The sequence below is a fragment of the Aeromonas sp. 2692-1 genome (assembly GCF_013085505.1).
Lineage (GTDB): Bacteria > Pseudomonadota > Gammaproteobacteria > Enterobacterales > Aeromonadaceae > Aeromonas > Aeromonas hydrophila.
In genome coordinates this window covers 3,105,774-3,126,684 of sequence record NZ_CP038513.1, presented here as the reverse complement: position 1 = coordinate 3,126,684, position 20,911 = coordinate 3,105,774, and the positions used below count along the sequence as shown (strand labels likewise).

14 protein-coding genes and 1 pseudogene are annotated in these 20,911 nt (G+C 62.4%); 9 read left to right on the top strand and 6 right to left on the bottom strand.

The genetic code is table 11. From position 1 onward, the window contains the following. Window positions 1–102: 102 nt before the first annotated feature. Window positions 103–1,008 carry a LysR family transcriptional regulator gene (locus E5E97_RS14840; RefSeq protein ID WP_011705820.1) on the bottom strand — a complete coding sequence of 302 codons (906 nt, stop codon included), beginning with the start codon at window positions 1,006–1,008 and terminating at the stop codon, window positions 103–105. Window positions 1,009–1,109: 101 nt separating this feature from the next. Between E5E97_RS14840 and E5E97_RS14835 the strand changes: the two genes are divergently transcribed. From E5E97_RS14835 to E5E97_RS14825, 3 genes are all read left to right on the top strand, one after another. Then, entirely contained in the window at window positions 1,110–1,748 is a 639-nt protein-coding gene (locus E5E97_RS14835; RefSeq protein ID WP_019838689.1) for an NAD(P)-dependent oxidoreductase, read from the top strand. A 459-nt stretch (window positions 1,749–2,207) separates the two neighbouring features. Further along, window positions 2,208–3,278, top strand: coding sequence for an isopenicillin N synthase family oxygenase (locus E5E97_RS14830; RefSeq protein ID WP_118881354.1), 1,071 nt, complete (start codon window positions 2,208–2,210; stop codon window positions 3,276–3,278). A 107-nt stretch (window positions 3,279–3,385) separates the two neighbouring features. Beyond that, the gene (locus E5E97_RS14825; RefSeq protein ID WP_101615215.1) at window positions 3,386–4,549 is read left to right on the top strand and encodes a PLP-dependent aspartate aminotransferase family protein; all 1,164 of its coding nucleotides are present in this window, start codon (window positions 3,386–3,388) and stop codon (window positions 4,547–4,549) included. A gap of 93 nt (window positions 4,550–4,642) precedes the next feature. Here E5E97_RS14825 and E5E97_RS14820 read toward each other — a convergent pair whose 3' ends face one another. Beyond that, complete coding sequence (locus E5E97_RS14820; RefSeq protein WP_118881355.1) at window positions 4,643–7,420, bottom strand: pitrilysin family protein; 2,778 nt, start codon at window positions 7,418–7,420, stop codon at window positions 4,643–4,645. A gap of 616 nt (window positions 7,421–8,036) precedes the next feature. After that, entirely contained in the window at window positions 8,037–9,152 is a 1,116-nt protein-coding gene (gene asd / locus E5E97_RS14815; protein WP_077096509.1) for an aspartate-semialdehyde dehydrogenase, read from the bottom strand. A 339-nt stretch (window positions 9,153–9,491) separates the two neighbouring features. Between asd and sugE the strand changes: the two genes are divergently transcribed. The 4 genes from sugE (at window position 9,492) to pflB (ending at window position 15,251) form a co-directional block, all read left to right on the top strand. Beyond that, window positions 9,492–9,806 carry a quaternary ammonium compound efflux SMR transporter SugE gene (gene sugE, locus E5E97_RS14810; protein WP_011705814.1) on the top strand — a complete coding sequence of 105 codons (315 nt, stop codon included), beginning with the start codon at window positions 9,492–9,494 and terminating at the stop codon, window positions 9,804–9,806. 127 nt (window positions 9,807–9,933) lie between these two features. Next, on the top strand, window positions 9,934–11,694 hold the full coding sequence (gene ycaO, locus E5E97_RS14805; protein WP_016350518.1) for a 30S ribosomal protein S12 methylthiotransferase accessory factor YcaO: 1,761 nt from the start codon (window positions 9,934–9,936) through the stop codon (window positions 11,692–11,694). Between the two features lie 380 nt (window positions 11,695–12,074). Beyond that, complete coding sequence (focA, locus tag E5E97_RS14800; RefSeq protein WP_011705812.1) at window positions 12,075–12,923, top strand: formate transporter FocA; 849 nt, start codon at window positions 12,075–12,077, stop codon at window positions 12,921–12,923. Window positions 12,924–12,968: 45 nt separating this feature from the next. Further along, window positions 12,969–15,251, top strand: coding sequence for a formate C-acetyltransferase (gene pflB, locus E5E97_RS14795; RefSeq protein WP_016350517.1), 2,283 nt, complete (start codon window positions 12,969–12,971; stop codon window positions 15,249–15,251). Window positions 15,252–15,373: 122 nt separating this feature from the next. Here pflB and phnX read toward each other — a convergent pair whose 3' ends face one another. The 3 genes and pseudogenes from phnX to phnW form a co-directional block, all read right to left on the bottom strand. Further along, window positions 15,374–16,213: a phosphonoacetaldehyde hydrolase gene (gene phnX, locus E5E97_RS14790; protein WP_118881356.1), complete on the bottom strand. Its 840-nt coding sequence runs from the start codon at window positions 16,211–16,213 to the stop codon at window positions 15,374–15,376. Then, window positions 16,206–17,644: pseudogene (locus tag E5E97_RS14785) on the bottom strand (aspartate aminotransferase family protein). The gene phnX and the pseudogene E5E97_RS14785 overlap by 8 nt, the downstream one beginning before the upstream one ends. Further along, complete coding sequence (gene phnW, locus E5E97_RS14780) at window positions 17,641–18,783, bottom strand: 2-aminoethylphosphonate--pyruvate transaminase (RefSeq protein ID WP_118881358.1); 1,143 nt, start codon at window positions 18,781–18,783, stop codon at window positions 17,641–17,643. Before phnW ends, E5E97_RS14785 begins: the two are co-directional and overlap by 4 nt. A 241-nt stretch (window positions 18,784–19,024) precedes the next feature. On the opposite strand from phnW, the gene phnR reads away from it, so the two are divergent. After that, window positions 19,025–19,732 carry a phosphonate utilization transcriptional regulator PhnR gene (phnR, locus tag E5E97_RS14775; protein WP_026141379.1) on the top strand — a complete coding sequence of 236 codons (708 nt, stop codon included), beginning with the start codon at window positions 19,025–19,027 and terminating at the stop codon, window positions 19,730–19,732. A 120-nt stretch (window positions 19,733–19,852) separates the two neighbouring features. Next, window positions 19,853–20,872, top strand: coding sequence for a putative 2-aminoethylphosphonate ABC transporter substrate-binding protein (locus tag E5E97_RS14770; RefSeq protein ID WP_118881360.1), 1,020 nt, complete (start codon window positions 19,853–19,855; stop codon window positions 20,870–20,872). Window positions 20,873–20,911 lie beyond the last annotated feature (39 nt).

Here is a 20,911-nt window from a genome sequence, read left to right as displayed (position 1 = left end):
TCTCACCGGCATTGCATCGACAGAGGGCAGCCCGCGGGCTGCCCTCTTTGTTTGCACCTTGTTTGCTCCGGCCAACCGGAACGGCCTTCTTCCTTGCCCCGGCTACGGACGTGTCGCCGCGGCCCCCACCGGTTCGGCGAAGTGGCTGCGCAGGGCGGCGATCACCCGGCGCACCTTCTCCGGGATCTCCCGCTGCGGGGTGATGGCGTGGATCTCCATGGGTGGCACCCGAAAGCCCGGCAGCAGTTCCAGCAGGCGACCCGAGGCGAGATCGTCGGCAATCTCCCCCTCCGGCTGCAGCGACACCCCCTGCCCCGCCAGAGTGAACTGGCGCAGCGGCAGCACGTTGTTGCAGACCACCCGCGGCTTGGGTTTGACCCTGTGCCCCTGCCCCTTCTCGTCGAAGAAGGTCAGGCCGCCGCTCAGCATATCGGCGGCCAGCCAGTCATGATCCAGCAGCGCCTCCGGGCTGCGCGGGGTGCCCTTGCGCGCCAGGTAGGCGGGCGAGGCGCACAGCAACATCCGGGTCTGGCCCAGCTTACGCGCCACCAGGGTGGAGTCCGAGAGCGTGCCGACCCGCAGCGCCACGTCGATGCGCTCGGCAATGAGATCCCGCTTCTCGTCGTCGGCGATGATCTGGATGCACAGACCGGGGTGGGCCTGCAGCAGCGGCGAGAGCGCCCGCGCCAGCGGCTGGCCGGCCATCCCTACCGGCGCGGTGATCCGCACCTCCCCCAGCAGGCTGTCACGCACCTCCGAGAGGCGCAGCTCGGTCTGGTTGAGGGTCTGCTGCAGGGACTGGCACCCCTGCCACACCACCTCTCCCGCCTCGGTCAGGTTGAGGCGGCGGGTGGAGCGGTGCAGCAGGGTGAGGCCGAGCAGGCTCTCCAGCTGGCTGATATGCTGACTGACGGCGGAAGGTGTCATGCCGAGGGCCTTGGCGGCGCCGGTCATGCTGCCCGCCTCGACCACGGCGGCGAAGATGGCGTAACGTTTGAGCTGTTCCATTATTAAACCCAGCTTATAAGTGAATGCAATTTACAACGGATTATTAAATCACATTCGGGGGCGTAGGATAGCCCCATTCCAACAGTGAAGGAGAATCTCCCATGAAAATTGCCCTGATCGGTGCCAGCGGTTTTGTCGGTACAGCCATCCTCAACGAAGCCGTCAGCCGCGGCCATCACGTCACCGCCATCGTGCGTGACGTGAGCAAGGTCGCCGCCCACCCGCAGGTCACCGCCGTGGCGGTGGATGCCCAGGACAGCCAGGCGCTGGCCAAGGTGCTCAAGGGGCACGATCGGGTGATCAGCGCCTACAACCCGGGCTGGACCGCCCCGGACATCTACGACCAGTACCTCAAGGGGGCCAGCGCCATCGTGGCCGCCGCCGTCGCGGCCAACAGCTGGCTGCTGGTGGTCGGCGGTGCCGGCAGTCTGGAAATTGCCCCGGGCGTGCAACTGGTGGATACCCCGGAGTTCCCGGCCGAGTGGAAACAGGGTGCCCTGGCCGCCCGCGACGGCCTCACCGCCCTGCGCCGTGAAACCACCCTCGACTGGCGTTTCGTCTCCCCGCCCGTGTTCCTGGAACCCGGCGAGAAGCGCGGTGGCTACCGGCTCGGTGCCGATCAGGTGCTGTTCAGCGGTGAACAACCCGCCGGGATCACGGTCGGCGATCTGGCCGACGGCGTGCTCAACGAAGCGGAAAAACCGGCCCACCTGCGCCAGCGCTTCACCCTGGGTTACTGAACCTGAGCCAGGCACCACACCGGGCAGCAACGTCCGTCACACAAAGGGAGGCATCAGCCTCCCTTTTTGCATCTCTGTATTTGGGCATCTCTGCATTTTGCGCATCACTGTGCTGCCAGCGATGCTCGCCTCTTTTGGGCTCAAATCGCGCTCACATTGCGCTAAAGCCGGCACATGCCGGGTCAGGCCAACATGGGTGCCAAGTGCGCCGGTATATTGCCATTATCGCCGCTCAATCGGCAGCCACCCGGATGGGTGGCGAATTCTATTTCGATTTTTGTATATAACTAAGAATAATTTGTTGTTTCCTTCTCATAACTCCGAACAGTAGCATCTCCCTCAATCCAAATGGCGCCATCCCTGGCAACAGGGCGGTGGCCGGTTCATCGGTCAGGGCGTCGTCGTTTTCATGTCAAGTGTGCGGGTAGCATCCCGCCCCTGACCAGTGAGGAGGTGCACATGGAACATTCACCACTGCCGATCATCGATCTCGCCGCGCTCGACGGCGCCCCCGAGACCCGTCGCCAGATGTTGGCCACCCTTGGCCGGGCGGCCCGCGAGGTGGGCTTTTTCTATCTGATCGGCCATGGCCTGAGCGAGCAAGAACAGCAGGAAACCCTGGCGCTGGCGGCCCGCTTCTTCGCCCTGCCGCAGCAGGAGAAGCTGGCGGTGCAGATGGTGCACTCCCCCCACTTTCGCGGCTACAACCAGGTGGGGGCCGAGCTCACCCGGGCACGGCCGGATCTGCGCGAGCAGTTCGACATCATGAACGAAGAGGCCGCCCTCGATGCCGCCAGCCTGCAGCATCCCTGGCAGCGGCTCATCGGCCCCAACCAGTGGCCGACCGCCCTGCCCGAGATGAAATCTCACCTGCTGGCGTGGCAGGAGCGGCTGAGCGCCATCACCCTCACCCTGCTGGCCGCCTTCGCCGAGGTGCTGGAGCAGCCGGCCGGGGTGTTTGATGACAGTATTCACGGGGCGCCCCATCAGCATATGAAGCTGATCCACTATCCGGGGCAAGCCGCAGGGGGCAGCGGTCAGGGGGTGGGCGCCCACAAGGATCCCGGCTACCTGACCCTGGTGATGCAGGACCATCACTCCGGACTCGAGGTTGAGACGGCCGACGGCTGGATCTCGGCACCTCCCCTGCCAGGCGCCCTGGTGGTCAACATCGGCGAACTGCTGGAGCTCGCCTCCAACGGCTACCTCAAGGCCACCCTGCACCGGGTGCAGAGCCCGCCGCCCGGGGTATCGCGCCTCTCCTGCGCCTTCTTCATGGCGGCGCGGCTGGATGCGACCGTGCCGCTGCTCAACCTATCCCCCGCGCTGGCGGCGCAGGCACAGGGGCCCGAGAGCGACCCGACCAACCCGCTCTTTTATCAGGTGGGGGAGAACGTGCTCAAAGGGAGGCTGCGCTCCCACCCGGATGTGGCGGCCCGCCACTATGGCGTCGCCCCGGCGTCGGCCAATGCGCAGACAAGCAGCGAACAGACGGCAAAGCGCGATCGGCGCGAGCCACAACTCGCCTGACGCTGCCATACCTAATAGACGGGGAGCGCCACGGCGCCCCCCTTCAAATGACACAAGCAGATGACACAAACAGTTGGGCCACAGCCTGGCAATGACGGAGCAATACAATGAAATTCAAGACCATGAGCGTGCACAGCGGCCAGCGGATCGATCCCCAGACCGGCGCCCTCACCACCCCGCTCTACCAGAGCAGCACCTTCAGCTACTTCAACGCCCAGGCGGGCAAGGAGCGCTTCGCCGGTCAGGCTCCCGGCTTCATCTACAGCCGCTTTGGCAACCCCACCACCGCCGAGCTGGAGCAGAAACTGGCGGCGCTGGAAGGGGCCGACGAAGCGCTGGTGGTGGCGAGCGGCATGGCGGCGGTGAGCGCCATCATGTATGCCCTGGCCGACAGCGGTGATGAAGTGGCCTATATCGGCCCGCTCTACGGCGGCACCGATGCCTTCCTCAAGCAGACCTTCAGCCGCGCCGGCATCAAGGTCACCGCCTACGAGAGCGATCAGGATCTGCTGGCCAACATCCGCCCCACCACCAAGGTGGTACTGTTCGAAACCCTGACCAACCCCACCCTCAAGGTGGTGGATCCGCGGGTGGTAGTGGAAGCGGCCCGCAAGGTGGGCGCCATTACGGTGTGCGACAACACCTTCCTCACTCCCTATCTGCTGCGTCCGCTCGAGCTTGGCATCGACATCGTCATGCACAGCGGCACCAAGTACCTGGGCGGCCACGGCGACATCATCGCCGGGGTAGTGGCGGGCTCTCACGCGCTGATGAAGTCGATTCGCACCGTGGCCCTCAAGCACATCGGCTCCCCCATCGGCCCGCAGGAGGCCTACCTGTTGCAGCGCGGGGTCAAGACCCTGCCCCTGCGCATGGATGCCCACCTGCACAACGCCCAGAAGGTGGCCGACTTCCTGGCCGCCCACCCGGCGGTGAAGAAGGTGATCTACCCTGGGCTGGCCAACCATCCGGGCCACGATGCCCTCGGCGCCTTCGCCAGCGGCTTTGGCGGCATGGTGAGCATCGAGCTGGAAGGCGGCTTTGCCCGTTGCGCCACCCTGCTCGACAACCTGCAACTGTTCGTGCAGGCGGTGAGCCTCGGCGATCTCGAGAGTCTCGCCTGCCATCCGGCCAGCACCACCCACGCCGCCATGGATGAGGCGAGCCGCCTCGCCGCTGGGGTCAATGACGATCTCATCCGCTTCAGCATCGGGGTGGAAGACGCCGACGATCTGATTGCCGATCTGGCCGCCGCCCTGGCCCTGATCTGACCGTCCGCCACTTTTGAGCGCAAAAAAACAGCCCGCCCCCTGCCAGGGGGCGGGCTGTTTTGCTTGCGGCAATCGCCCGATAGGGGCAACCCGCTAGGGCGTGGCAGAGAGGCGCTGCAGCGGCCAGCCCAACGCTGCCAGCTCGGGGGCCAGCGTCTTGGTATCCCCCACCACCAGGATCACCATGTCGTCGGGATCGAGCCAGCTGCGGGCCAGCTCACGCAGGGTAAAGGGAGAGAGCCGGCTCACCTGCTGCACCCGCTGCTCCACATAATCCTCTGGCCACCCCTTGAGCAGGATGGGCAGCATGTACTCCATTTCCTGCGGCAACGTCTCGTAATCGAGCGCCTGCCCATTGAGCACCCGATCCCGCAGGGTGCGCACCTCCAGCCGGGTCGGCCCCAGCCGCTGGTACTTGTCGAGCTCCTGCAGGATCTGCCGCAGGGCCGCCCCGGTCACCCCGCTGCGCACGCTGCTTTGCAGCAGGAAATGGCCCGCATCGGCATTGCCGTCGAAGGCGGCGTCGATAAAGTAGGTGTAACCCAGCTCCTCGCGCAGCCGGATGTGCAGCCGCTCGGCGAGGGACACATTCATCAGCCGGGTCAGGTAGTGTTCGCCGAAGGCATCCTCCGCCATGGCGCGCCGCCCCACCCGGATCTGGCTGAGCGCCGCCCCGGGATTGTCCAGCAGATAGATGGCCCGCTTCGCCTGCTGGCCGCGCCAGCCGAGGGAGTGCAGGGCCGGCGGCTGACCGGCAGGCTCGACCAGAAAGCCGAGGGCCTTCATCACCCGCTCCTGGGCCAGATCCCCGCTCACCACCACCTGGGCTTCCCCGCTGCGATAGACCGACTGATAAAAGTTGCGCACATCCTCGAGCGTCAGCGCGCGCACACTGGCCAGCAGATCCGGCCGCTTGCGCCCCTCGAGCAGGGCGCCGAACTGCCAGTCCGCCTGCCACTGGGGATCTTGCATCAGCTGTTGTAGCCACTGGACATGATCAAAGCGGCTGCGCTCAAAATCGGCTACGCGCATGGCGGGCTGCTGCACCAGCTCCCGCACCAGTGCCAGCGTCTCGTCAAAATGGGAGGTGAGCCCCTCGATCTCGACGTAGCTGCGCCCCTCCCCATGATTGAAGCGAATGCTGGCCCCCAGCTGGCGGGCCCGCTCCTCGATGCTGGCCGCCTGCAACTGCTCACTGCCAAGGAAGAGCATGGCGTCGGCCAGGGTGGCGACCCCGCCCTTGCCCTCGGGTTCGGCCCGCTCACCGCCCGGCCAGCTGATGCTCATGGCAAAGGCCGGCACCTCGTCACTGTAGTGACCGAGCAGGGAGATCCGCTCACCCAGCTTGGCCTGCCACAGGGTCGGCATGGGCACCGGCAAGGCGCCGCCGCTGGCCGGCTCCTGGCGCCGGTCCAGGGTCTCCTTGATGACATGCGGCAGCAAAGAGGGGGTCGGCCGGGCCAGCGGCAAGGGGGGTGGCTCGACAAAGTTGGGGCTGCCCGCCTGCCATTCAGGGTGCTCGGCCGGCACCACGCTCAGCACCACCCTGGGCTTGTTCAGCACATAACGCGTCAACACCCGTTGCAGATCGGCCGGCGTCACCCGGGCAATGCGCTGGAGGTTGCGGTACTGGAAGTTGGGGTCAGCAAACAGGGTGTGGCCGGTGGCCAGCTGCTCCACCTTGCCGGCCACGCTGTCCAGCGGCCAGATCCGCAGGGCCCGCTGGGCATTGACCGAGTGGGCCAGTTGCTCGCGGGAGACGCCATCGCTGGCGAGCTGGCCGACGATCCGGTCGATCTCCGCCTTGATGGGACCAAGCTCGCCCCCTTTGGCCAGATTGGGCACCGCTTCAATCACCAGCATGCAGGCCAGCACGCCGCACTCCTGCCTGGCCGTCACCGAGACCAGCCGACCGCTTTGCTGCAGTTGTCGCTGCAACAGGCCGCTGGCTGAGCCCCCCAACTGATCCGCCAGCAGATCGAGGGCCTCGAAGTCGGGCTCGCGGGCGGAAACGGTCGGATAGGCCAGCACCAGCATGGGCTCGCTGACCCGATCCACCAGGGTGCGATAGCGGCTCTTCTTCAGCGTCACCGGACGCACCACCGGGCTTGTCTGGGTTGGTGACGGAGGCAGCGCGGCAAAATAGCGCTCGACCCAGGCCAGGGTCTGGGCCGGCTGAATGTCGCCACCGATCACCAGGGTGGCGTTGTTGGGCCCATACCAGCGCAGGAAGAACTGGCGCACGTCCTCCAGAGTGAGGCGATCCAGGTCCGCCACCCGGCCAAACGGCGTGTTGAAATAGGGGTGATTGGGGGGGTAGAGAGTGCGGTTGAGCACTTCCAGCACCCGGCCGTAGGGGGCAGCATCCACCAGGGTGGCACGCTCGTTCTTGGCAATGTCGCGCTTGGCCTCCAATTTCTGCTGGTAGAGGGTATCGAGCAGAAAACCCATGCGATCCGCCTCCAGCCAGAGCACCTTCTCCAGCTGATTGGCTGGCAGCGTCTGGTAATAACGGGTCTGATCCCGGGAGGTCAAGCCGTTGATGTTGCGCCCGCCCACCTGTTGCAGCAGCCGGATGTAGCCCTCCTCCCCCACGTGGGCCGAGCCCTGAAACATCATGTGTTCAAACAGATGGGCCAGCCCGGACTGGCCGGGGGCCTCTTCCGGCAGTCCAACCCGGTAGTGGACCGCCACGTGCACCAGGGGATCGGAGTGATCCTGGGTCAGGATCACCGTCAGGCCATTGTCGAGCCGATATTGCTGATAGGGGACGATCAGCGGATCGGCCACTTTTTTCTGCTCCTTGACCAGCACCGGGCCGGCCAAGGCCAAGACACTGAAGAAATAGAGCAAACTCCACACGACTCTCATGTTATTTCCCAATTTTCAAACCTGAACATTATTATTGGCGGTCGCTGCGCGTCGTCCATATCCAGCGCGCAACAACGAAAAAATGGCGACAGCACTCTGCAGGTGCCTCGCATTATTGATGACATGAATAATATTTTTGCCGGCAGCAATGTCTGCCCCGAGCCGACCAATGCAGCGGCCAAAGGCTGGCAGCCTGCAACCCGGCCGTTGTCGTCAGTGTAATCAATCAAGCCCCGAAGGGATATCAGCAACAGACGTGCTTTTGTAACAAGGTATATATCTGGCCCATCCGTCAACGCCCTTGAATAGCCTGAACGGCACTATTTAACCGTATTAACTTAACCGTGTTAACCGTGCCGGTTAACAGTACCGGAAAATATCGTCGGCCTGACGCTGCGCCCGCTGCTGGGAAATAAGTCTGCCGTTATTGAGTCACGAACAAATAAGCCAGGCGATTAGTCAATATTGATTCCATTAATAACAGCGGATGGCAGGCTCCTTGCTGGCTCTACTCGCCAGCCCACCCTTTTTGTACTCGCTGCCAACCGGCAGGGTTGGCAAAGGCGCAAAAAAAACAGGGGGCCGCGGCCCCCTGTTCATGCTGGCTGCAACCGGATCAACCGCGATCCAGCAGGATGTTGAGCATGCGGCGCAGCGGCTCGGCGGCGCCCCACAGCAGCTGGTCACCCACGGTAAAGGCGGCCAGGTACTCCGGCCCCATATTGAGCTTGCGCAGACGACCGACCGGGATGCTGAGGGTGCCGGTGACGGCAGCCGGGGTCAGCTCGCGGGCGGTGATGTCGCGATCGTTGGGGATCACCTTGACCCAATCGTTGTGGGCAGCCAGCAGGGCTTCGATTTCCGCCAGCGGCACGTCTTTTTTCAGCTTGATGGTGAAGGCCTGGCTGTGGCAGCGCAGGGCGCCAATGCGCACGCACAGACCATCCACCGGAATGGCGGCGTGTTCGATGCCCAGGATCTTGTTGGTCTCGGCCTGGCCCTTCCACTCTTCGCGGCTCTGGCCGTTGTCGAGCTTGGTGTCGATCCAGGGGATCAGGCCACCGGCCAGCGGCACGCCGAAGTTGTCCACCGGCAGGGTGCCGGAGCGGGTCTTCTCGGTGATCTTGCGCTCGATGTCGAGGATGGCAGAGGCGGGATCCGCCAGCTCCACCGCCACTTCATCGCGCAGCAGGCCCATCTGGGTGACCAGCTCGCGCATGTGGCGCGCACCACCGCCGGAGGCGGCCTGATAGGTGGCCACGCTCACCCACTCCACCAGATCGGCCTTGAACAGGCCACCCAGGGCCAGCAGCATCAGGCTGACGGTGCAGTTGCCGCCGACGAAGGTCTTGATGCCGTTGTTCAGGGCATGCTCGATGACGTCGCCGTTGACCGGATCCAGGATGATGACCGCGTCCTTCTCCATGCGCAGGGAGGAGGCGGCATCAATCCAGTAGCCCTGCCAGCCGGCGGCTTTCAGGCGCGGATAGACATCCTTGGTGTAGTCGCCGCCCTGGGCGGTGATGATGACGTCCTGTGCGGCCAGCGCCTCGATGTCGAAGGCATCCTGCAGGGTGCCGGCATCGACGCCGAAATTGGGGGCGGCCTCACCGGCCTGGGAGGTGGTGAAGAAGGTGGGCTGAATGCGGGAAAAATCCTTCTCTTCCTGCATCCGGCTCATCAACACCGAACCCACCATGCCACGCCAACCGACCAAACCTACTTTTTTCATAATGTCCTACCCTGGATAGCTGCTTATAGAAACCGAGTGTGATACCCGTGATCCCTTGTCCGGCGCGGGCCGTTTACAAGCGGTTCACAAAATATGGGTTGCGAAAAATGCGTCTGTCCACATTACGGATTGTGACGGCGGGTGCAAGTCGAATTGCGCAATATTCTGTGCCGTTCGCTGCAATATCCGTCAGCCTGGCCGACCTGCGGGCAGCCGGTTGGCATCCCGCCGCCACTTGGGGCATCATTGAGACCGACCGGCAGCCCCGCTGCCCCTCGGGGACGACCCCGAGGCCTCCTGATACGCAGGGACGACCCTGCTTCCTGCGGAATCTGCCTTATGTCCTGGTTGCTCCTGCTGTTGGCCGGCCTGTTCGAGGTCGCCTGGGCCATCGGCCTCAAATACACCGACGGTTTCAGCCGCCCCCTACCCACCCTGCTGACCCTGATCGCCATGGGGGTAAGCGTGCTGCTGCTCGCCATGGCGGTCAAACAGTTGCCCCTTGGTACCGCCTACGCGGTATGGACCGGCATTGGCGCGGTCGGCACCGTGCTGATGGGGATCTGGCTGTTCAACGAACCGGCCACCCTCGCCCGGGTGCTCTGCCTGCTGCTGATCATCGGCGGGATCCTGGGTCTGAAATTCATCGGCTGAGCCGTGACCGAGCTCGGTTGAATGGAGAGCAAAACGGGGCATGGGCCCCGTTTTTTGCCTGCCAAACGCGCCGACCCCTGCTATTATCTGCGGCCAAACATGAGCCAATAAAAATCAGGATATCGTGATGACCGACCACACTTTTATTCCCGGCAAGGACGCGGCGCTGGAAGACTCCATCGAACGCTTCCAGACCAAGCTGCAAGCCCTGGGGTTTGATATCGAAGAGGCCTCCTGGCTCAACCCCGTGCCCAACGTCTGGTCCGTGCACATCCGGGACAAGGAGTGCTCCCTCTGTTTCACCAACGGCAAGGGTGCCAGCAAGAAGGCGGCGCTCGCCTCCGCCCTTGGTGAATATTTCGAACGTCTCTCCACCAACTACTTCTTCGCCGACTTCTATCTGGGCGAGCAGGTAGCCAATGGCGACTTCGTTCACTACCCGAACGAGAAGTGGTTCCCCATCGAAGGGGATCAGCTGCCCGCCGGTCTGCTCGACAGCTTCACCCGCAAGTTCTACAACCCGGACGGGGAAGTGACCGCCGACATGCTGGTGGATCTGCAATCCGGCAACGAAGAGCGCGGCATCGTCGCCCTGCCCTTCGAGCGCCAGTCTGATCACCAGACCGTCTACATCCCGATGAACATCATCGGCAACCTGTATGTCTCCAACGGCATGAGCGCCGGCAACACCCGCACCGAGGCCCGCACCCAGGGGCTGTCGGAGGTGTTCGAGCGCCACGTGAAGAACAAGATCATCGCAGAGGCCCTCAGCCTGCCGCTGATCCCGAATGAGGTGATCGCCCGTTACCCCGGCATCAAGGCCTCCATCGATGCGCTGGAAGCCGAAGGTTTCCCCATCTACAGCTTCGACGCGTCGCTCGGCGGCCGCTACCCGGTCATCTGCGTGGTGCTGCTCAACCCGAGCAACGGTACCTGCTTTGCCTCCTTCGGCGCCCACCCGCGCTTCGAAGTGGCGTTCGAGCGCACCGTCACCGAGCTGCTGCAGGGCCGCAGCCTCAAGGATCTGGATGTGTTCGTGCCGCCCTCGTTCGACAACGAGCAGGTGGCGGATCACCACAACCTGGAAACCCACTTCATCGACTCTTCCGGCCTCATCAGCTGGGATCTGTTCAAGCAGGATGCGGACTTCGAGTTTGCCGACTGGGACTTCCGCGGTACCTCGCAAGAGGAGTTCGACCACCTGATCGGCATCTTCCACGAGCTGGAGCAACCGGTCTATATCGCCGACTATGAGCACCTGGGCGTCTACGCCTGCCGCATCCTGGTGCCCGGCATGTCCGACATCTATCCGGCCGAAGACCTGCTGCTGGCCAACAACACCATGGGTGCCCACCTGCGAGAGACCATCCTGGCGCTGCCGGCGCTGGAGTGGGACGCGGAGCAGTACATGGCGCTGTTCGACCAGCTGGATGAAGAGGGCCACGATGAGCGCACCCGAGTGCGCGAGCTGCTCGGCATCGCCGCCGCCAAGGGCACCGCCCTGCACACCCTGCGGGTGGGCGAGCTCAAAGCCATGCTGGCACTGGCTGCCGGCGAACTCGACACGGCGCTCGATCTCATCGACTGGACCATGGAGTTCAACCAGTCGGTGTTCCCGGCCGATCGCGCCAACTACTACCGTGCCCTGCGCGCCTGCGTCGAGCTGTTCCTGGATGAGGATCGCGACCCCGAGCAGTACCGCGCCGTGTTCACCCGCATGTATGGCGAAGAGACGCTGGCACAGGCCTGGGCCCACGCCAGCGGTGAAGCGCGCTTCCACGGGTTGGAAGCTGCCGACCTGTCCCTCAGCCAGTTCCCGCTGCATCAGAAGCTGCTGGCAGCCTATGAGAAGCTGCAGAAGGCCAAACGAGCCCACTCATGGGGCTGATGTGGTAGTATGTGAAGGGGCCCTGATGGCCCCTTTTGCTTTATGGTCGCCAGAGAGGCGGTTTGTTATTCAAAGATGAAATAAAAAACAAAAAATACCTCTTAGGGGGTTGCCAAACCGGGGCAGAGAATGCTGGGGAGATGCAAAGATGCCTTGCCAGTACCATTTTTAGGCGATGAAAAATAAATTGTTTAAAATCATTGCATTAAAAAATCAGCATTTATGTTTCAGCTGAAACCTGGTGTAAAGCAACGCTGCCGGAGGACTCAAATTTTTGTAGTAAAATTACATTCACAATCTGCAATTCTTGATCGGAGTCAATTTTGACGATCTGGCCCTTTGTTATGATTTCCACAGGCAAAACATCAGGTACATGAGAATTGAAAGCAGAATCTCCCTTTGATTGTCTCAAGCCAGAAGCCATCGCTGCACTGGCAGAAGATATCACCTATGCCAAGGCCACCAAGCCTGCATACAAGGTCATCCCCCTGGCCATCACCGCAGGCGCTTTCATCGCCATTGCTTTCGTCTTCTTCATCACGGTGACTACCGGTGCCGGCAATGTGGCCTGGGGCCTCAGCAAGCTGGTCGGCGGTCTCTGTTTCGCACTGGGTCTGATCCTCTGCGTACTGCTCGGTGCCGAGCTGTTCACCTCCACCACCTTGACTCTGGTGGCCAAGGCGGCCAACCGCATCACCTGGGCCCAGCTGTTCAAGAACTGGGGACTGGTCTACTTCGGCAACCTCATCGGCGGTCTCATCATCGTCGGCCTCATCATCATGTCGGCCGAATACATGGCGGCAGATGGTCAGTGGGGTTTGAACGCCCTCAAGGTAGCCCAGCACAAGATCCACCACACCTTCTTCGAGGCCCTTGCCCTCGGTATCCTCTGCAACCTCATGGTGTGTCTCGCCGTGTGGATGGCGTTCGGCGCCCGCAGTGCGACCGACAAGGTGATGGTCATGCTGCTCCCCGTCGCCATGTTCGTGGCCTCCGGTTTTGAGCACAGCATCGCAAACATGTTTATGATCCCGGTCGGTATCGCTATCCATGCGGTAGCAGGCCCGGAATTTTGGCAGGCCATCGGCCAGGACCCGGCGACCTTTGCCGACCTGACCGTATCCAACTTCGTCCTACACAACCTCATTCCCGTCACCATAGGTAATATCATTGGTGGTGGCGTCATGGTTGGTCTGACTTACTGGTTTATCTTCCGTCGTCATCATTAAGGATGATTGCGGGATACTACATCAATACCGTGTGAGGTAATGAAAATGGCAGAACTTAACGAACAGTTCCAAAAAGCATGGGAAGGCTTCGCGGCCGGTGAATGGCAGACCTCTGTCAACACCCGTGACTTCATCCAGAAGAACTACACCCCGTATGAAGGTGACGAGTCCTTCCTGGCTGGCGCGACCGAAGCTACCACCAAGCTGTGGGACAAGGTCATGGAAGGCATCAAGATCGAGAACCGCACCCACGCGCCGGTCGATTTTGATACCGACCTGCCCTCCACCATTACCGCTCACGATGCCGGCTATATCGATCAGAGCCTGGAGCAAATCGTTGGTCTGCAGACCGACAAGCCGCTCAAGCGCGCCATCATCGCCAACGGCGGTATCAAGATGGTCAAGACCTCTTGCGAAGTGTACGGTCGTCAGCTGGACCCGATGGTCGAGAAGATCTTCACCGAGTACCGCAAGACTCACAACCAGGGCGTGTTTGACGTTTACACCAAAGACATCCTGAACTGCCGCAAGTCCGGCGTCATCACCGGTCTGCCGGATGCCTACGGCCGTGGCCGTATCATCGGTGACTACCGTCGTGTTGCCCTGTACGGTATCGACTTCCTGATGGCCGACAAACTGGCCCAGTTCAAGTCCCTGCAGGCTGACCTGGAAAACGGCGTCAACCTGGAAGCCACCATCCGTCTGCGCGAAGAGATCTCCGAGCAGCACCGTGCCCTGGCACAGATGAAGGTAATGGCTGCCAAGTACGGTTGTGATATCTCCGTACCGGCCAAAAACGCCAAAGAAGCCGTCCAGTGGACCTACTTCGCCTACCTGGCGGCAGTCAAGTCCCAGAACGGTGCCGCCATGTCCTTCGGTCGTACCTCCAGCTTCCTGGACGTGTACATCGAGCGTGACCTGAAGAAAGGCCTGATCACCGAGCAAGAAGCCCAGGAGCTGATGGACCACATGGTCATGAAGCTGCGTATGGTTCGCTTCCTGCGTACCCCGGAATACGATTCACTGTTCTCCGGCGACCCGATGTGGGCTACCGAGACCCTGGCTGGTATGGGCGTTGATGGCCGTACCCTGGTCACCAAGAACAGCTTCCGTATGCTGAACACCCTGTACACCATGGGCCCGTCCCCTGAGCCGAACCTGACCATCCTGTGGTCCGAGAAGCTGCCGGTCGGTTTCAAGAAGTACTGCGCCAAGGTATCCATCGAGACCTCTTCCGTTCAGTACGAGAACGACGACCTGATGCGTCCGGACTTCAACAACGATGACTACGCCATCGCTTGCTGTGTGTCCCCGATGATCGTCGGCAAACAGATGCAGTTCTTCGGTGCCCGTGCCAACCTGGCCAAGACCATGCTGTATGCAATCAACGGCGGTATGGACGAGAAGCTCAAGATCCAGGTCGGTCCGAAAACCGAAATGGTCAAGTCCGAGTACCTCGACTACAACGACGTGATGGATCGTCTGGATCACTTCATGGACTGGCTGGCCAAGCAATACGTTGCCGCGCTGAACATCATCCACTACATGCACGACAAGTACAGCTACGAAGCCTCTCTGATGGCGCTGCACGACCGTGACGTCTATCGCACCATGGCGTGTGGTATCGCCGGTCTGTCCGTAGCAGCTGACTCCCTGTCTGCCATCAAGTTCGCCAAGGTCAAGCCGGTTCGTGACGAAGATGGCGTTGCCATCGACTTCGAAATCGAAGGCGAGTACCCGCAGTTCGGTAACAACGACGCTCGCGTCGATGACATCGCCTGCGACCTGGTTGAGCGCTTCATGAAGAAAATTCAGAAGCTGAACACCTACCGTGGTGCCGTGGCTACCCAGTCCGTGCTGACCATCACCTCCAACGTGGTGTACGGCAAGAAGACCGGTAACACCCCGGATGGCCGTCGCGCTGGTGCGCCGTTCGGCCCGGGTGCCAACCCGATGCACGGTCGTGACCAGAAGGGTGCCGTTGCTTCCCTGACTTCCGTTGCCAAGCTGCCGTTCGCTTACGCCAAAGATGGTATCTCCTATACCTTCTCCATCGTGCCGAACGCGCTGGGTAAAGACATGGAAGCCCAGAAAGCCAACCTGGCCGGTCTGATGGATGGTTACTTCCACCATGAGTCCAACCTGGAAGGCGGTCAGCACCTGAACGTCAACGTGATGAACCGTGAAATGCTGCTGGACGCCATGGAAAACCCGGAAAAATATCCGCAGTTGACCATCCGCGTATCCGGTTATGCCGTTCGCTTCAACTCTTTGACCAAAGAGCAACAGCAAGACGTCATCACCCGTACCTTCACCGCTTCTCTGTAATAGAGTCTCGGTGAACAAAAACCGGCGCCAAGGCGCCGGTTTTTTTATGCCTGATAGTCAGGGAGCATAGACCTGAAAACCTGCCGGCAAGCCCGGCACACCCCTCCTCTCACCCGCCTTGTTCAGGGCCGCTCTCCTGCCGCCAGACGGCGGTTGATATCGGCGATGACCGGGGCGATGTCGGCCAGGGTGTCGATGACATAGTGTGCCCCCGCCGCCCGCAGTTTTGCCTCCGCCGATGCGCGCCGGGCAGCGATCTCCGCTTCACCCATGGCGGCAAACTCTTCCCAGGTGGCGCCAAACTCGTTGCCGGAGACCGACAATCCCACCGTCCACATGCCCGCGTTCAACCCTTCGCTGATACCCGGCACGGCGTCGTCCACCTTGATGCAGCGATGCACGGCGCTCACTCCCAGCGCAATCACATTGGCCAGCGCCATCCAGGGGCCGGGGCGACCGCCAGCCTTGAGATCGTCGGTGGCGACCCAATGATCCGGCCGATAGCCGTGATCGGCCGCCGCCGGTACCAGCGTCTCCATCACCGGGCGGGGGTAACCGGAGCAGGAGCCGATTTTCATCCCCTGCCCCCGCAGAGCATCCAGCACCGGCAGCACCCCGGGAATGGGGGCGGCAAAGCGGGTCACGGCGGCAATCTGCAGCGGCATAAAGGTGTGATAGAGGTGGTCCACCTCGGCGTGGCTCATGGGGTGGCCAAAGTGGGCCTGCCAGCGCACAGCCACTGAGGGCAGACGGCCCAGCGCGGCGATATGATCCCATTTGCCCAGCCCCATGGGCTGGCGCGCCTCATCCAGGGTCACGGGGAAGTCATAGGCGCGGGCGAAGGCCTCGACGAAGATGGAGGTGGGGGCAAAGGAGCCGAAATCGACGACGGTACCGGCCCAATCGAGGATCAGCGCCTCTACGTCGGTGGCCGGCGGGATGGCAATTTGCAAGTCAGTCATGGTGGTGTTCCTGTTTCGGTGAAAGTGCGATCTCGCCAAGGGCGCGATCGAGAATGGTGATGGCGCGCACCAGATCGGCGCGAGCGATATTGAGCGGGGGCGAGAGCTGGATGACATTGCCCTGGGAGACCTTGAAGCTGAGCCCAAGCTCCAGACAGCGGTAGAGCAGCCGCTCGGCGGCCTGGCTATTGCGGGTACGACTCTGGTGATCGACCACCAGATCGAGCGCCCACAAAAGACCGATACCCCGCACCTGCCCGATCAGCGGGTGACGTTCGGCCAACTTGCCGAGCTCGGCCGCCATAAAGCGGCCATCCTCCTGCGCTTTTGCCAACAATCCCGCTTCGCGGATTGTCTCTATAGTGGCGAGGGCCGCCGCACAGCCGATGGGGCTCTTCTCGTGGGTGTAGTGACCGAGCGAGATGGCCGCCGCCTGATTGAAACGGTCGCGGGTGATAAGCGCCGCAAACGGCACCACCCCGCCCCCCAGCCCCTTGCCAAGGCAGATAATGTCGGGCTCGATGCCGAATTCCTCAAAGCTGAACCAGTGGCCGGTGCGACCCAGGGCATTGGGGATCTCGTCGACGATCAACAGCACCTTGTGGCGATCGCAGATCTCCCGCACCCGCTGCCAGTAGGCCTTCGAGGGCACTTGCACATCGGTGTTGCGGATGGGCTCGGCGATAAAGGCGCCGATCCCTCCCTCCTTCTCGATGACGTACTCCAGATAATCGGCGTAGTGCAGGTCATCCCCTTCCCCGCGATACCAGACACCGCGATAGCGGGTGGGGGAGGAATACGCTCCACCCCGGCCATCAGCGGGCCCATACCAGCGCGAAAACAGGCTTCGCCACCGACCGAGATGGCATCGAGGGAGGCACCGTGAAAGGCATCCCAGAGGGACACCACCTTGCTATTGCCGGTGATGAAACGGGCAAGCTTCAGGGCAATCCCCACCACCTCGCTGCCGCCGGGGGCGAACAGCACCCGGTTGAGATCGCCGGGAGCCAGTTCGGCCAGGGTGCGGGCACAGTCGATAGCGACCTGATGGGTGTAGCGGCGGGGCGCGAACGGCAGAGCGGCGAGTTGCTGCTGCACCGCGGCCACCACCCTGGGATGGCCGTGGCCCAGCTGATGGACGCTGTTGCCGTGAAAATCGAGGTAACGCTTACCCGATACGCTGGTCAACCAGCTCCCCTGCGCGCGCTCAAGCAGATCGAGACAGGGGGTGGAGAGGGCCTGATGGAGAAAGTAGCGGCTATCCTCCGCCAATCCGGCCTGTACATCTTCTCTCTGCCCAGCCCACCAGCGCGTTCGTCCCTCACCGAGGTTGATATCCCCTTCGCTGTCGGCGCAGCCGCTGCCGTGCAGCTTATCGTCATGTAAATCGCGGCCACGCAGATCGCAACCCTGAGCCAGCATGCTGGTCATCGCGCGTCCTCTTGCCAGTAGCAGGCGCTGGCCATGGCGGCAAGCAAGCCGCGCACCCGCTCTGGGGTCACATCACCGATATTGCCGATGCGAAAGCAGTCGGCTTGGGAGACCTTGCCCGGATAGATGACAAAGCCCTGTGCCTTGAGTCGCTGGTAAAAATCGGCGAAGCGGTAGTCTGGATGGGCCGGAGAGTAGAAGGCGGTGATGATGGGAGACTGCCACTGCTCGGGCAGCAGCGGCGCAAAGCCGAGGGCAGCCATGCCATCCACCAGCGTGCGCTGGTTCTCGCTGTAGCGCCGATGGCGGGCAGCAATGCCCCCCTCTTCGTCCAGCTCTCGCAGGGCCTGGGCAAAGGCGAGTACGGTATGAGTGGGCGAGGTAAAGCGCCACTTGCCCCCCTGCTGCTCCATGGTCTGCCACTGGGCATGCAGGTCGAGGGAGACCGAGCGGGCGCGACCGGCGCAGGCCGTGAGCGCCACGCGGCGAGCGATGACGAAACCAAAACCCGGCACCCCCTGAATGCACTTGTTGGCCGAGCTGATGAGAAACTCGATGCCAAGGCGCCCCATATCGATGGGGATACCGCCAAAGCTGCTCATGGCATCGACGATAAGACGAATGCCACGGCGCTGGCAGAGCGCAGCCACCTCCTCAAGGGGGTTGAGCATGCCGGTGGTGGTCTCGCAGTGCACCATGGCCAGATGGGTGATCTCGGGGTAGCGCGCCAGCATCGCCTCGATGGTGGCGGGTTCGGGGCGGGTGGTCTCGCCGCAGTCGAGCTCATGGTGACGCAAGCCAAGGCAGCGGGCCATCTCCCCCATGCGGGCACCGTAGGCGCCGTTGTTGATGATCAGCAGACACTCATCGACACCAATCGCCGAGCCCAACACGCTCTCCACCACATAGCTACCGCTCCCCTGCAGCAGCACGGCGCTGTAGTCACTTTGATATTCCGGGCCAGCGGCGAGGCGCACCAGCTCGCGGCGGATGGGCTCGACCACGCCCAGGTTATAGTCCGCATCCCAGGTGCAGCTGTCTTGCAGCATGGCGATGCGCACCGTCGCGGTGGTCGAGAGGGGGCCCGGGGTCAGCAGCAGGTAATCGACGGCGGCAGGGGCCGCAGGAATATGGGTCATGACTTCGCTCCTTTTGGTATATACCAGAATGAGCGCATTGTGGGTAACTGCCCCGCCAAGGTCAAAGGGGTGGCGCTACGTGCAACAAAAAATTCATTTTCAGCGCCGGGATCGCGATAATCTAGGAGGCCTGAACAACAGGGCCGACGCTGGTATCTACCAACGTGTTTTGACATCGCCGTTTAACGACCGGGCAGATAACCAGCCCTGCGCCCAGCCGATTGCACAACCAGGGATTTTCATGAGCAAACCGCAATATCTGCAGATCAAGGATGCCCTCGCCAACCAGATCCTGGCGGGGGGCCTGGCTCCCAACGACAAGCTCCCCTCCGAGCGACTGCTGGGGGAACTCTACGGCACCACTAGGGTCACCATTCGCGAGGCACTGGTGCAGCTGGAGGCAAACGGCCTTATCTATCGGGAGGATCGCCGCGGCTGGTTCGTCACCCCGCCGCGTTTCAGCCTCAATCCCAGACGCACCTCCAACTTTCACCAGATAGTGCGGGAGCAAGGGGGAGAACCGCGTACCGAGCTGCTAGAGAAAAGCCGCCAGGCGGTGCCGCCGGCGCTGATGGCACGGCTGCAGCTCAAGCCGTTTGACAGCCTCTTTCTGCTAAAACGGCTGCGCTACGCCAACGGGCGCGCCATCTGCTATTGCGAGAACCACTGCCTGCCCGAGCGGGTGCCCGGCCTGCTGGAGCTGGATCTCAACGGCAGTCTGACCGAGATCTACCAGGCCCATTACGATCTTCACTACGCCCGCATGCAGGTGCGCTTCTTCCCCACCGCCCTGCCGGACGAGGTGGCCAAGGCGCTGGGGGCCACCGCCGGTCTGCCCGCCCTGCGCCTCGAGCGACTCAACTTCGATCAGCACGGCCGGGTGCTCGACTTCGATCTGGAGTACTGGCGCCACGACAGTCTGGAGATCGAGGTGGATACCCAGGATTAGTCGCGGACAAATCAGGAACGGCAAAACGTCACGGAGCCGTCACGGTCACGTCATAAAGATCCCCTAGCCTCTCTCTCGACCAATCTGGTTTATACCAAGCCAATTTATATGGAGAAGAGGATGAAACAGGGAACCCATCTGCTGGCCGCCGCCGTGCTGGCCGCCACGACAGCCCCGGCACTGGCCGCCACCGATCTCACCGTCTACACCGCCTTCGAGCCGGAGCAGCTCGGCGAGCTGAAAACCGCGTTCGAGCGCCAGCATCCGGACATCAACATCAAGTGGGTGCGCGACTCCACCGGCGTGGTCACTGCCCGCTTGCTGGCAGAAAAAGCCCAGCCCAAGGCAGATGTGGTATGGGGACTGGCGGCCACCAGCCTGATGCAGCTCGATCAGCAGCAGATGCTCAATGCCTATGCCCCGAAAGGGCTGGACAAGCTCGACAGCCGCTTTCGCGACAGCAAGGCCGAGCCGCACTGGATCGGTCTGGACGCCTTCTTCAGCGCCATCTGCTTCAACAAGGTAGAGGCGGAGAAACAGGGGATCCCGGCCCCCACCAGCTGGGCCGACCTCACCAAGCCCATCTACAAGGGCAAGGTGATCATGCCCAACCCCAGCTCCTCCGGCACCGGTTACCTGAGCGTCGCCGGCTGGCTGCAGACCATGGGCGAGCAGCAGGGCTGGCAATTCATGAACGACCTGCACCAGAACATCGACCGTTACACCCACTCGGGCTCCGCCCCCTGCAAGCTGGCCGCCAGCGGCGAGACGGTGATCGGTATCTCCTTCGACTTCCCGGCTACCAGCCTCAAGGCCAAGGGAGCCCCCATCGAGGTAGTGTTCCCGAAAGAGGGGTCGGGCTGGGACATGGAAGCTGCCGCCATCATCAAGGGCACCCCCAAGCTGGAAGCCGCCAAGCAGCTGCTCGACTTTGCCGCCACCGAACAGGCCAACGCCCTCTACAACAAGTCGTTCGCAGTGGTTGCCATTCCGGATGTGGCCAAGCCCAGAGCCGGCTATCCCGCCAATATCAAGGGCCAGATGATCGACAACGACTTTAGCTGGGCTGCCCGCGAGCGCAATACCATTCTGGCCCAGTGGAGCGCCAGCTTCGATGGCAAGACCGAAGCCAAGCAGTAAGCATGAAGGGCGGCGGTTTGCTCACGCCACACATCGCAG